The sequence below is a fragment of the Amorphus sp. MBR-141 genome, from assembly GCF_053628695.1.
Genome location: NZ_JBRJGW010000015.1, coordinates 132,569 through 145,109 on the forward strand (window position 1 = coordinate 132,569; position 12,541 = coordinate 145,109).

A 12,541-nucleotide genomic window follows, 5' to 3' on the forward strand; every position below is an offset into this window, starting at 1 on the left:
CACTCACGCGGCTCTGGGGGGCTGAAGACATGGCAACTGCGACGGTGACGCCGCGCGAGCGCAATCGGGCGCTGGCGCTCGGCAGCCTTGGTGGCGGCCTGGAGTTCTACGACTTCGTCATCTACGCCGTGTTCGCGAATACGATCGGCATGGTGTTCTTTCCGGGCGGCGACGCCCATGCGCGGCTGCTGGCGGCGTTCGGGGTCTTCGCGGCCGGCTACCTCGTGCGGCCACTCGGCGGGCTCCTGTTTTCCCACTTCGGCGATCGCTATGGCCGCAAGGCGATGCTTCGGCTTTCCATCGTCGGCATGGCCGGTGCGACCATCCTGATGGCGCTGCTGCCCGGCCATGCCGCGTGGGGCGTGACGGCTACGGCGATGTTCGTCGGCCTGCGTCTGGTGCAGGGCCTGTGCCTTGGCGGCGAGATTCCCGGCGCGATGACGCTGATCACCGAGACGATGCCAGAGCGTCGTGGCTTTGCCTGCGGCACGCTGTTCCTGATGATCAACGTCGGGCTGGTGCTCGCGCAGGCGGTGCAGTGGACGATCCAGAACACCATGTCGCCGGGCGAGGTGACGTCGGTCGGCTGGCGCATCGCGTTTCTGATCGGCGGGGGCATCGCGCTCTCCGGATTCTTCCTGCGCCAGCTTCTCTCCGAGAGCCCGGCCTTCCAGGCCATGCAGGACCGAACCCATGCCCTGCCGATCCTGGAGCTCCTCAAGGGGCATCCGCGCGCCATCGTCACCGGCCTTCTGGTGACCAGCCTGGGCGCCGCCACGGTGTCGCTGCTGTATCTGTTCATGAACAGCTACCTGACCCAGTTCCTGAAATACGGAACGGACACGGCGGCGACGGCGGGGCTGGTCGCGATCGTGCTGTTTTCGCTGCCGATGCCGGTGGCGGGTCACCTCGCCGATCGCTTCGGCTTGAAATGGCCGGCCACCCTTGCGGCGCTGCTGCTCGCCGGCTCCGCCATCCCGATCTATGTTTGGATCGGGGCCGGCGAGGCGAGCGCACTGCCGGCCCTGGCGGTCATCTCGGTTATCGCCGCGTTCGCCTGGGGCATTGGTCCGGCGGTGCTGACGGCGATCTTCCCCACCGACGTGCGCTACACGGGCATCGCCTTCGTCTACAATCTCGCCTTCGCGATCGTCGGCGGGCTGACGCCGGTCACCGCAACCTACCTGATCGGATCGACCGGCAGCGTGATGCCTCCGGCCTGGCTGCTCGCCGGGTTCGCGGTCCTCGGTGCGATCGGCGCGCTGACCGCGCGGGTTCTCGAAGCCCCCTGTCAAACGGAGCTGACGGCCGGCGGGTCGTCCCGACCCGCCCGACGGTCGATGGACCCGCCGGGACCGCATTGCTGCGCATCCCTCGGGTTGGCGTGTTTCATCGGTCACGCAATTTCGATTGAATTGGCGTGTCGTTTCACTTTCGTGAACGATGTGAGGGCAAACGCGGGAGAAACGGTTTGGACACGCTGTCTCGGATGTCTGCCTACGTGGCGGTGGTCGATGCGGGGGGCTTCTCGGCCGCCGGGCGCAAGGAGGGACGCTCCAAGGCGATCCTGTCGAAGTACGTCGCGGAGCTGGAGGACCGGCTGGGCGCGCGGCTGCTCAACCGCACGACGCGCACGCTGTCGCTGACGGAAGCCGGACAGGCCTACTACCGCGAGGCGGTCGAGATCCTGCAGCGTATCGCCGATCTGGAAGCCTCGGTGCAGGACACGCACCTGGAGGTGCGCGGCGTGCTGCGGGTGGCCGGACCGCGCACCCTGGGCGAGGGGCCGATCATGGCGGCGATCATGGCGTTCGTCCGCGATTCGTCTCAGATCAAGCTCGACCTGCACCTGGAAGACCGATTCGTCGACCTGGTGGAGGAGGGCTTCGATGTCGCGGTGCGGGTGTCCGAACTGGCCGATTCCAGCCTGATCGCGCGCCGGCTGGCACCGTTGCGGATGGTGGTTGCGGCAAGCCCGGGCCGGATCGCGGCAAGCGGCCGGCCCCTACAGCCGGGAGAACTCTCGGATCTGCCGTGCGTGATCGACAGCAACGCCCGCTGGCGGGCCAACTGGGGCTTCGTGGTCGACGGCGTGCGCCAGACCGTGCCGGTGAAGGGGAGAGTGGAGGCCAACAGCCCGACGGCGGTCAAGATGGCGGCGCTCGAGGGGATCGGCTACGCGATGCTGCCCTACGCCGTCGCGCGCGAGGAGATCCTGAGCGGTGCCCTCGAGGTCGTGCTCGACGACTTCGCCTGCGACGGGGCGGCGATCTATGCCGTCTACCCGCACCGCCGGCATCTCTCCGCCAAGGTGCGGACCTTCGTCGACCACCTGGCGGCCTGGTTCGCCGAGCCCGCCAACCTCGAGGCGATCGGCGGCTGATTGCCCGGACCGGGAGTCAGGCCGCCTTGTGCGTCACCGCCCGATCGAGCCGGTCGCGGGCCATCGCGTCGGCAATCTCGCCGGTCGGCCGCTTCTCGCGCTCGGCCCGCGCAAAGATCGCGGCGAGCGTCCTGCCGATCGCGGTCACCCGCTCCACGACGGCGTCGTCGGAGCCGCCGGGTCTGGCCAGCGCGATCGAGATCACGCCGCCGGCGTTGATGGCGTAGTCCGGCGCATAGAGGATGCCGCGCTCCACGAGGCGGCGGCCGTCCTCCTCGGTGGCCAACTGGTTGTTCGCCGCCCCCGCGACGATCGGCGCGCCGAGAGCGGGGATGGTGGTCTCGTTCAGCCCGGCCCCAAGCGCACACGGCGCGAACACGTCGGCCTCGATGCGGCAGGCCTCTTCCGGATCGGCGGCCTGGGCGGCGAAGCTGTCCACGGCGGCTGCAACGCTGTCCGGGCGGATATCGGCCACGACGAGATGCGCGCCCTCGCGCGCCAGGCGTCCGGCGAGATCCCAGCCGACGTGGCCGAGCCCCTGGATGACGACGCGGCGGCCTGCGAGCTCATCGGAACCGAACCGGTGGAGGAGGGCGGCCTTGATGCCGTGATAGACGCCGAGCGCGGTGTAGGGCGACGGGTCGCCGAGGCCGGTCGCGGCGGTTCCGCGCGCGTGCGCGGTCACGCGGGCCGCCTGCTCGATGTCGTCGGTGGAAATGCCGACGTCCTCGGCGGTGATGTAGCGTCCGCCCAGCGCCTCGACGTGGCGGCCGAAGGCGGCCATCAGCGCGGGCGACTTGTCGCGCCGGGAATCACCCAGAATCACTGCCTTGCCGCCACCGAGGTCGAGACCGGCGAGGGCATTCTTGTAGGTCATGCCCCGCGACAGCCTCAGCGCGTCGGTAACGGCCTCGGCCGGGCTGCCGTAGTCCCACATCCGGCAGCCGCCGAGGGCCGGGCCGAGCCGGGTATCGTGGATCGCGATGATCGCCCTGAGCCCGCTGGCCGCGTCGCGGCAGAACACCACCTGTTCGTGGTCGTCGAACGCCGGATCGTCGAACACCGCGCCGGTTGTCTCGTGCGCGCTCATACCGTCTACTCCCTCGATCTGCTGCAGGCTGCCCCTCAAGGGATTATTTTGGTGCGAAAATGCGGGATATCCTCATCGATTCTCCGGCGGAGGCCGCAATCGCCGGATAAATGATCCTGGTGGTGTCGCTTTTTCGGATGATATTTCCGTGTTTCCGCTGCCCGGGTGCGGATCAGTCTTTCTCCCGCCATTCTCCGCGCTAGAAAGGGCACTGGAAGGCGAGTTTCGACCGAGGACAACACTGGATGCGCATGGCCGTTCCCCGTCTGATTGCAGCGCTGCTGATGCTGGCCGGCGCCATCCAGACCGCCGAGGCCCATCCGCACGTCTTCGTCGAGGCGAAGAGCGAGCTCGATTTCGACGGTTCGGGCAAGCTCACCGGCGTCCAGCATGCCTGGCGGTTCGACGGCCCGTTCTCGGCCTTCGCGGTGCAGGGGCTCGACGCCAACGGCGACGGCAACCTCTCCCAGGACGAATTGCGCGAGCTCGCCCAGGTCAACGTCGAGTCGCTGAAGGAGTACAGCAACTTCACCTGGCTCACCCGCGACGGCGTGCAGCTCCCGTTCGGCGAGGCCAAGGACTACTGGCTCGACTACAGCGGTGGCCGGCTGACGCTTTTCTTCGCCCTGCCGCTGATCGAGCCGGTCGCCGTGGACGGTACGACCGTCACCGTCGACGTCTACGATCCGGAATACTTCGTCGCTTTCGAGATGGTGAAGGACGAGCCGTTCGGGCTGGTGAACGCGCCGCCGGGCTGCACGATCAAGGTCCAGCTGGCCGGCGAGCTGGACCCTTTCACCGCGGCCCAGCTGGCAACCATTCCGGCCGACCAGCGGAAGGTGCCCGACAGCTTCCTGCAGGCGATCGACGACCTTGCCAACACGGCGCTGGTGGCATGCCCGTGAGCGCGCGCGGCGCCCGCGCGGCCGGGACCACACTCGCCGCCGCCCTGGTGCTGGTGGCGCTGCTGGCGCCCGCGATGGCGGCGGGGGGGCCGTTCGGGGTGGGGGCGCCCGAGCCGACGGCGGCGCCGATGTCCGGTCCGCTGGGGCCGGTTTTCGCCTGGGTCGCGGCATGGCAGACGAGCTTCTACCGCCTGCTGACGGATTCCATCGCCGAGATGAAGGCGAGTGGCGCGGCGCCGTGGCTGCTGATCGCGCTGTCCTTCGGCTACGGCGTCTTCCACGCGGTGGGACCGGGCCATGGCAAGGCGGTGATCTCCTCGTACATGATGGCCAACGAGGCGACGGCAAAGCGCGCCCTCGGCCTGTCGTTCGCGGCCTCCGCGGTTCAGGCGACGACGGCCGTCGTGCTGGTGCTGGTGGGCGCGCTGGTGCTGAATCTGTCGAGCATCGCGCTGTCGCGCTCGGTCGAGACCATCGAGATCGCCGCCTACAGCCTCGTCACCGCACTTGGCGCCGTCCTCGTCTGGCGCAAGATCGTCCTGCCGCTTGCACGGCGCCGGCGTCCTGCGCACGGCATCGTGGCCGCGGGGCCGCTTTCGGCGGCGCTGGCAGCGGACGCGATGCCTCCGGTGCATGCGCATCACGAGGCTCACGCCGCTCGCGACGGTCCCCATCACCACGATCACCACCATCATCACCACCACGGGGAAGCCGAGGCCTGTGGCTGCGGTCATGTGCATGCGCTTGATCCGGCGATGGTGGCGGAGGCCGGAACGGCACGCGAAATGGCGGCGGCGGTGCTGTCGATCGGGCTGCGCCCCTGCACCGGCGCGGTGATCGTGCTGGTGTTCGCGCTTGCCCAGGGTTTGCCGATGGCGGGCATCCTGTCGGCCTACGCGATGGGGCTCGGCACCGCGGTGACGGTCTCGGTGCTGGCGCTTGCGGCGGTGGGTGCCAAGGGGCTGGCGGTGCGCCTGTCGGGGCCGGATTCGCGGCTTGCCGCCCGCGTCCATGCGGGCATCGAGGCGGGAGCCGCGGTGATGGTGCTGGTGCTCGGCGCGCTTCTGCTGGGAGCGACGCTCTCGATGGCCTGACGGCCCTGTCAGGCGCGTTAGGCCCCCGTTAACCAGCCCTCTTAGGCCGATGTTTGCCCGCACGCGGTCTCCTGCGGGCATGAACACACGCGTCTCGATCCACTGGAAGACCTGCGCCACGGCCGTCATCGCGATCGCCGCGCTGGCTGCGATCGTCGCCGGCTGCTCGCGCGGGCCGCAATACGGCGAAAAGCGGGAGGCGTGGCGGTCCATCGCCGAGCGCAACTGCCTGAAGGCCGGCCGGGTCACGCCGTCCGCCTACGTGGAGGAGCGTCCGCGGATTCGCGTCGGCGCGTGCGGGGCCGATCATCCGTTCAAGGTCTCGGCCGCACAGGATGGCGCGGTGGGCCTGTCGCCCTCGGCGACGCTTGCCTGCCCGATGATCCCGGCCGTCGACCGCTGGATTGCCGGCTCGGTCCAGCCGATCGCCACCGCGCTGTTCGGCTCGCCGGTGACCGAGGTTCACGTCGCGGCGTCCTACGGCTGCCGCACGCGCAACAACAGGCGCGGCGCGCGGCTGTCGGAGCATTCCTTCGCGAACGCCATCGACGTCTCGTCGTTCCAGCTTGCCGACGGGCGCACGATCACCGTCAAGGACGGGTGGAAGAGCGAAGGCTCGGACGCGATCTTCCTGAGAACGGTGCACGGCGACGCCTGCAAGGAGTTCACCACGGTGATCGGTCCCGACGGCGACCGGCACCATACCGACCACCTGCATCTCGATCTTGCCCGCCACAACAAGGACGGCAGCTACCACCACTGCGAGTAGAGCGAAGACCGGGAAAGCGACCTCGCCCTCGCGGCCCTGCCTTGGCGGCAAGGCCGCCGGCGCGCGGTCGGCGCAGGCGCACCGCCGTCAGGCGGCCGCCTGCATCAGCGGGTAGCCTTCCTCGACGAGGTAGGGGCCGCCGCCCATCGAGGCCCGTGACGAGAACAGCACGAAGCGCGACGCCGTGAAGGTGGGAACCTGGAAGTCGCCCCGCAGCGACAGCCAGGTCGCGACTTCGCGCGAGGAGGCGCCCTTCACGCGCGCGATGGTGACATGCGGGGTGAACTTGCGGCCCTCCGCCGGCAGGCCGATGCGCTGCAGGAGCCGCTCCTGCTCGGCCTGGAGCTCCAGCAGGGCGGGGTTCGGCTCGACGCGCGCCCAGATCGAGTGCGGCTTGCGCGACCCGAAGGCGCCCAGCCCCGAGAGGCGGATGTTCACCTCCGTGCGCCGGACGCTGTCCAGCATTGCCGCGACCTCGTCGGCCGTGCGGTCGTCGATGTCGCCGATGAAGCGGAGGGTGATGTGGTAGTTCGCGGCGTCGATCCACCGCGCGGAGCGCAGACCCCCGCGCAACTGAGAAAGCCTCATGCGGACGTCCGGCGGGATTTCGAGCCCCGTGAACAAGCGTGGCATGGGTGAAAATCTCCCCGCTTGTGGTCGCGGCACCGACTGATTCGGCACCTTCATCAAGTGTTGAGGACAGCGCGTCCGAGCGCAAGGCGCATGGGCCGCCGCTCACAGCCGAGGACGTGAGGTGTGGGACCTATGCATCACGGGTGCCGCGAGCGTCCACCTACCTAAAATGATCCGGGCGCCAGCCTGCAAGCGCTGGTCGATCGGCCGTCAGGTGCCAGCCCGCATCGGGGAGCTGTTTCCTCCGACCGGAAGAGGAGCCACCGGCCAGACAAGCAAAAGGCGCGGCAAGAGGCCGCGCCTTTCGAAAGGGAGTTTCAGGTCGGAAGGCGGATCAGTTCCGGTTCCCGAACAGCTGCAGCAGCATCATGAACAGGTTGATGAAGTCGAGGTACAGCCGCAGGGCGCCCATGATCGCCTTCTTGCCGGAGACCGAGCTGTCGTCGCCCGCGTAGTACATCTCCTTGATCTGCTGCGTGTCGTAGGCGGTGAGGCCCGCGAACACCAGCACGCCGATCACCGAGATGGCGAACTGCAGGGCGCTCGACCCGACGAAGATGTTGACCACCGAGGCGATGATGATGCCGATCAGGCCCATGAACAGGAAGGAGCCCCAGCCGGAGAGGTCCTTCTTGGTCGTATAGCCGTAGAGGCTCAGCGCACCGAACGAGGCTGCGGTGATGAAGAACACCCGGGCGATCGACTGGCCGGTGAAGACCAGGAAGATCGAGGAGAGCGACAGGCCCATCAGGGCGGCGAACACCCAGAACGCAAGCTGTGCGGACGAGACGCTCATGTGCTGGACGCGGAAGCTCAGGAAGAACACCATTCCGAGCGGCGCGAGCATGATGAGCCATTTCAGCGGCGAGGCGTAGATCGCGAGCCCGAAGCTCGTCAGATACATGCCTTGGCCGAGCTGCGCGACCTGGCCACCCGTCATCTGGGCGGCGGACCCGGCATCGCCGGTGATCGCGAGGTAGGCGGTTCCGAGTGCCACGAGACCAGTCACGAGCAGGCCTACAGCCATCAGGTTGTAGACTTTGAGCATGTAGGACCGCAGGCCCTGGTCAATGACGCCGGCCTCGGCGCGGCCGGCGGCGTAGCCCTGAGACCGCGCGTAAGCATTCCGGTCGAAGGTCGACATCCAATTCCTCTCCACGTCTTCTATACGAGTGGAGGGCAGCGGCCCGTCATCGGATCACTCCCCCCTCCATGGCGAATATGGTTGGAGTGGTTGCCCCCGACAAGACGCAAAACGTCACGCTTGAGCGGAATTCGGGGCCGCTAGGGCCCCGAATGACGCATCCGTGATCAGGCGGCGCGAGCGAGATTGCGCAGCACGTAGTGCAGGATGCCGCCGTTCTCGAAATAGTCGAGCTCGTCGGCGGTGTCGATCCGGCACAGCAGCGGCACCTCGAGGGTCTCACCGTCGGACTTGGTGATGTGGGCGGTGAGCACCGCGCGCGGCTTGAGGCCGCCGGCAAGGCCGGTGATCGACACGGTCTCGTCACCCGTCAGGCCGAGGCTCTTCCAGCTGTCGCCTTCGTTGTTGAAGACCAGCGGCAGCACGCCCATCCCGACCAGGTTCGAGCGGTGGATGCGCTCGAAGGATTCGGCGATGACGGCGCGCACGCCAAGCAGGCGCGTGCCCTTCGCCGCCCAGTCGCGCGACGAGCCGGTGCCGTATTCCTTGCCGGCCAGCACGACGAGCGGGACGTTCTCCTCCGCATAGCGCATGGCCGCATCGTAGATCGCCAGCTGATCGCCCGACGGGTGGTGGACCGTCACGCCGCCTTCGACGCCCGGCACCATCTGGTTCTTGATGCGGATGTTGGCGAAGGTGCCGCGCATCATGACTTCGTGGTTGCCGCGGCGCGAGCCGTAGGAGTTGAAGTCGATGGTCTCGACGCCGTGCTCCGACAGGTAGCGGCCGGCGGGCGAGTCCTTCTTGATCGAACCGGCCGGCGAGATGTGGTCGGTGGTGATGGAATCGCCGAACAGGCCCAGCACGCGGGCGTTCTCGATGTCCTTGACCGCATCCGGGGTCATCGACATGCCCTCGAAATAGGGCGGGTTCTGAACGTAGGTGGACTTGCCGTTCCAGGCGTAGGTGAGCGATCCGCCCTCCACCTTGATCGACTGCCAGTGCTCGTCGCCCTTGAAGACGTCGCCGTAGCGATCGGCGAACATCTCGGCGTTGATGTCGGTACGGACGATGTCGGCGATCTCCTTGGAGGACGGCCAGATGTCCTTCAGGTAGACCGGCTTGCCGTCCTTGTCGGTGCCCAGCGCATCCTTGGTGATGTCGACGAACAGCGAGCCGGCGATGGCGTAGGCGACGACCAGCGGCGGCGAGGCGAGATAGTTCGCCCGCACGTCCGGGTTCACGCGGCCTTCGAAGTTGCGGTTGCCCGACAGCACCGAGCAGGCGACCAGGTCGCCGTCGGCGACGGCCTTGGAAATCTCCTCCGGCAGCGGACCGGAGTTGCCGATGCAGGTGGTGCAGCCGTAGCCGACCAGATTGAAGCCCAGCGCGTCGAGATCGTCCTGCAGGTTCGCCTTGGCGAGATAGTCGGTGACGATCTTGGAACCGGGGGCAAGCGAGGTCTTCACCCACGGCTTAACGGTCAGGCCCTTGGCGATCGCGTTGCGGGCGACGAGGCCGGCGGCGACCATCACGCTCGGATTGGAGGTGTTGGTGCACGAGGTGATGGCGGCGATGACGACGTCGCCGTGGCCGAGGTCGTGGTCGCGACCCGGAACCGGCACGCGCTGGCCGATCTCCTCGGCCTTGTTCCATTCCGTCCCCATCGCGGTCTCGAAGGCCGATTTGGCATCGGTCAGGGTGACGCGGTCCTGCGGGCGCTTCGGTCCGGCGATCGACGGTACGACGTCGCCGAGGTCGAGGCCGAGGGTGTCGGTGAACACCGGGTCCGGCGTGTCGTTGGTGCGGAACATGCCCTGGGCCTTGGCGTAGGCCTCGACGAGCTCGACGCGGCCCGGATCGCGGCCGGTGGAGCGCAGGTAGTTCAGCGTCTCGTCGTCGATCGGGAAGAAGCCGCAGGTCGCGCCGTATTCCGGCGCCATGTTGGCGATCGTGGCGCGATCCTCGAGGCTCATCGAGGAGAGGCCCGGGCCGTAGAACTCGACGAACTTGCCGACGACGCCCTTCTTGCGGAGCATCTGGGTGACGGTGAGCACGAGGTCGGTGGCGGTCACGCCTTCGTTGAGGGTGCCGGTCAGCTTGAAGCCGATGACCTCGGGGATGAGCATGGAGATCGGCTGCCCGAGCATCGCGGCCTCGGCCTCGATGCCGCCGACGCCCCAGCCGAGCACGGCGAGGCCGTTGATCATCGTGGTATGCGAATCGGTGCCGACGAGGGAGTCCGGATAGGCGATCTCATCGTCGCCGTCCTTGCGCGACCAGACGGTCTGGCCGAGATATTCCAGGTTGACCTGGTGGCAGATGCCGGTTCCGGGGGGCACCACGCGGAAGTTGTCGAAGCCGCCCTGGCCCCATTTCAGGAACTCGTAGCGCTCGTTGTTGCGCTCGTATTCGCGCTCGACGTTGGTCTCGAACGCCATCGCGTTGCCGAAGGCGTCGACCATCACCGAATGGTCGATGACCAGGTCGACCGGCACCAGCGGGTTGATCTTCGTCGGGTCGGTGCCGAGGTTCTTGGCGGCGTCACGCATGGCGGCCAGGTCGACCACCGCGGGGACGCCGGTGAAGTCCTGCATCAGCACGCGGGTCGGGCGGAAGGCGATCTCGCGCGACGACCGCTTTTCCTTCAGCCAGCCCGGCATCGCCTTGATGTCGTCGGCGCTGACGGTCCGGCCGTCCTCGTAGCGCAGCAGGTTCTCCAGAAGCACCTTCAGCGAGAAGGGGAGCTTCTCGATGTCGTCCAGCCCGCCTTTCGCGGCGTCCGGCAGGCTGTAGTAGACATAGCTGCGGTTGCCGACCTTGAGGTCTTTGCGGGATTTGAAGCTGTCGAGAGAGGAAGCGGTCACTGGACTTACCTTCGGTTTGCGTTCTGTCGGTCGCGATCGCGTCACCTGACGCGCGCCGCCGTCGCGGAAAGAAAAAGCGCCGCCCGATGGACCGGCCCGGAGGGGCGATCGGAGGCGCACTCGGGCCGAAAGCGCCGCAAGAGGGGAGGGCGCCGACCGCCAGTTGCCTGCCGTATACCCAATTTTGTAGACCGGTTCTAGATCGGCAAGCGTTGCAGACGCCGCCACGACGGGGGCATTGTCCGTCCACGATGGCCTCGTGACCCTCAGACCGGGACTTCCGACATTTCCGCGATCCCCACATTTGCGCCGATCGATCGGCTCGAGATCCGCGACCTTGCCGTCGACCGCGGCGGACGGCGGGTGCTGTCGGGCGTCTCCGGATCCGTTTCGGCGGGGGCCGGCATTGCGGTAACCGGCCCCAACGGGACCGGAAAATCGACGTTGCTGCGCGTGCTCGCCGGGTTGTTGAAGCCGGCCGAGGGGGCGGTGACGCTCGCCGGCGCCGATCCGGAGGTGCCAGCCACGGTGCACGTTCACTATGTCGGTCACCTGGACGCGGTGAAAACCCAGGAGACCGTCGGCGCGAACATGGCGTTCTGGGCGCGCTGGCTGGGCGGCGATCCCGATCCCGACATCCTGGAGGAGGCGCTGGCCGCCTTCGGGCTCGACCATTTGTTCGATCTGCCCGCCCTGTTCCTGTCCGCCGGCCAGCGGCGGCGCCTGGCGCTGTCGCGGCTGCTGGCCGCGCCGCGCGCCGTCTGGTTGCTCGACGAACCGACGGTGGCCCTCGACGCCGGATCGGAAGCCCGGTTCGCGGGCGTGATGGATGCGCATCTCGACGCCGGCGGCATCATCGTGGCGGCGACCCACAGTCCGCTCGCGGTGGCGCGGCTGGCGCCGTTTCCGATCGCCGCGGAGAGGCCGTGATGCGCGCGCTCGCCGCCCTGTTCGCCCGCGACGTCCGGCTGTCGGTGAAGGCCGGCGGAGGGGCGCCGATGGGGGTGCTGTTCTTCCTGGCCGTCGTCACGCTGATGCCGTTCTCGATTGGCCCCGACCTGCCGTTGCTGGCCCGCATCGGTCCGGCGGTCCTGTGGATCGGCGCGCTGCTGGCAACGCTCCTCGGCCTCGACCGGATGTTCCAGGTCGACCAGGAGGACGGCACCATCGACGTGCTGCTGACCGGCGGCCATGCGCTGGAACTCGTGGTGCTGGTGAAGGCGGCGGCCCACTGGGTCTCGACCAGCCTGCCGCTGGTGATCGCCGCGCCGTTCATGGGGCTGCTCCTGAACATGGACGCGACCGCGATCGGGGCGGTGACGCTGACGCTGCTGGTGGGCACGCCGGCGCTGACCCTCATCGGCACCATCGGCGCGGCGCTCACCGTCTCGCTCAGGCGGGGCGGCGTGCTGATCGCCATCCTCGTGCTGCCGCTGGCCGTGCCGACGCTGGTCTTCGGGGTCGGCGCGGTGCTGGGCGCGGTGACCGATCCGGCGCCGTTCCTGTCGCCGCTCCTGATCCTGGCGGCGATCACGCTGGTCGCCGGGGTGACCGGGCCGATCGCCGCGGCCGCGGCGCTGCGCCAGTCGGAGGGCTGACGCTGGGGGCGGATCCTGATCGCGGGCATGTGACGGTGCGTCGCTTGCGCCGCGATCC

General features: G+C 68.3%; 10 protein-coding genes and 1 pseudogene. 7 read left to right on the top strand and 4 right to left on the bottom strand.

Annotated elements, in window-relative coordinates:
- Positions 1-29: 29 nt before the first annotated feature.
- Both ACSSVZ_RS19250 and ACSSVZ_RS19255 read left to right on the top strand, forming a co-directional pair.
- Positions 30-1,157, top strand: a pseudogene (locus ACSSVZ_RS19250) (MFS transporter); the annotation flags it as partial.
- Between the two features lie 332 nt (positions 1,158-1,489).
- Positions 1,490-2,383, top strand: coding sequence for a LysR family transcriptional regulator (locus ACSSVZ_RS19255; protein ID WP_453972356.1), 894 nt, complete (start codon positions 1,490-1,492; stop codon positions 2,381-2,383).
- 16 nt (positions 2,384-2,399) lie between these two features.
- Here the strand turns inward: ACSSVZ_RS19255 and ACSSVZ_RS19260 are convergent, their stop codons facing one another.
- A complete protein-coding gene (locus tag ACSSVZ_RS19260; protein ID WP_453972357.1) occupies positions 2,400-3,473 on the bottom strand; it encodes a Glu/Leu/Phe/Val family dehydrogenase in 1,074 nt (357 codons plus the stop codon).
- Positions 3,474-3,724: 251 nt separating this feature from the next.
- Between ACSSVZ_RS19260 and ACSSVZ_RS19265 the strand changes: the two genes are divergently transcribed.
- From ACSSVZ_RS19265 to ACSSVZ_RS19275, 3 genes are all read left to right on the top strand, one after another.
- Positions 3,725-4,378 carry a DUF1007 family protein gene (locus ACSSVZ_RS19265; RefSeq protein WP_453972358.1) on the top strand — a complete coding sequence of 218 codons (654 nt, stop codon included), beginning with the start codon at positions 3,725-3,727 and terminating at the stop codon, positions 4,376-4,378.
- Entirely contained in the window at positions 4,375-5,472 is a 1,098-nt protein-coding gene (locus tag ACSSVZ_RS19270; RefSeq protein WP_453972359.1) for a nickel/cobalt transporter, read from the top strand. The genes ACSSVZ_RS19265 and ACSSVZ_RS19270 overlap by 4 nt, the downstream gene beginning before the upstream one ends.
- A gap of 79 nt (positions 5,473-5,551) precedes the next feature.
- On the top strand, positions 5,552-6,241 hold the full coding sequence (locus ACSSVZ_RS19275; RefSeq protein WP_453972360.1) for an extensin-like domain-containing protein: 690 nt from the start codon (positions 5,552-5,554) through the stop codon (positions 6,239-6,241).
- Between the two features lie 87 nt (positions 6,242-6,328).
- Here ACSSVZ_RS19275 and thpR read toward each other — a convergent pair whose 3' ends face one another.
- From thpR to acnA, 3 genes are all read right to left on the bottom strand, one after another.
- On the bottom strand, positions 6,329-6,874 hold the full coding sequence (gene thpR, locus ACSSVZ_RS19280; RefSeq protein ID WP_453972361.1) for an RNA 2',3'-cyclic phosphodiesterase: 546 nt from the start codon (positions 6,872-6,874) through the stop codon (positions 6,329-6,331).
- A 334-nt stretch (positions 6,875-7,208) separates the two neighbouring features.
- A complete protein-coding gene (locus tag ACSSVZ_RS19285) occupies positions 7,209-8,018 on the bottom strand; it encodes a Bax inhibitor-1/YccA family protein (RefSeq protein WP_453972362.1) in 810 nt (269 codons plus the stop codon).
- A 167-nt stretch (positions 8,019-8,185) separates the two neighbouring features.
- The gene (gene acnA / locus ACSSVZ_RS19290; protein ID WP_453972363.1) at positions 8,186-10,885 is read right to left on the bottom strand and encodes an aconitate hydratase AcnA; all 2,700 of its coding nucleotides are present in this window, start codon (positions 10,883-10,885) and stop codon (positions 8,186-8,188) included.
- A 327-nt stretch (positions 10,886-11,212) separates the two neighbouring features.
- On the opposite strand from acnA, the gene ccmA reads away from it, so the two are divergent.
- Both ccmA and ccmB read left to right on the top strand, forming a co-directional pair.
- Positions 11,213-11,815 (top strand): heme ABC exporter ATP-binding protein CcmA, encoded by a 603-nt coding sequence (gene ccmA, locus ACSSVZ_RS19295; RefSeq protein WP_453972394.1) that lies wholly within the window; start codon positions 11,213-11,215, stop codon positions 11,813-11,815.
- Positions 11,815-12,483, top strand: coding sequence for a heme exporter protein CcmB (gene ccmB / locus ACSSVZ_RS19300; RefSeq protein ID WP_453972364.1), 669 nt, complete (start codon positions 11,815-11,817; stop codon positions 12,481-12,483). Before ccmA ends, ccmB begins: the two co-directional genes overlap by 1 nt.
- Positions 12,484-12,541 lie beyond the last annotated feature (58 nt).

Excerpts from the sequence above, each read along its gene's own strand:
- ACSSVZ_RS19265 (WP_453972358.1), top strand. The coding sequence starts at position 3,725 with ATGGCCGTTCCCCGTCTGATTGCAGCGCTGCTGATGCTGGCCGGCGCC.
- ACSSVZ_RS19255 (WP_453972356.1), top strand. The coding sequence starts at position 1,490 with ATGTCTGCCTACGTGGCGGTGGTCGATGCGGGGGGCTTCTCGGCCGCC.
- ACSSVZ_RS19285 (WP_453972362.1), bottom strand. The coding sequence starts at position 8,018 with ATGTCGACCTTCGACCGGAATGCTTACGCGCGGTCTCAGGGCTACGCC.
- ccmB (WP_453972364.1), top strand. The coding sequence starts at position 11,815 with ATGCGCGCGCTCGCCGCCCTGTTCGCCCGCGACGTCCGGCTGTCGGTG.
- thpR (WP_453972361.1), bottom strand. The coding sequence starts at position 6,874 with ATGCCACGCTTGTTCACGGGGCTCGAAATCCCGCCGGACGTCCGCATG.
- ACSSVZ_RS19275 (WP_453972360.1), top strand. The coding sequence starts at position 5,552 with ATGAACACACGCGTCTCGATCCACTGGAAGACCTGCGCCACGGCCGTC.
- ACSSVZ_RS19260 (WP_453972357.1), bottom strand. The coding sequence starts at position 3,473 with ATGAGCGCGCACGAGACAACCGGCGCGGTGTTCGACGATCCGGCGTTC.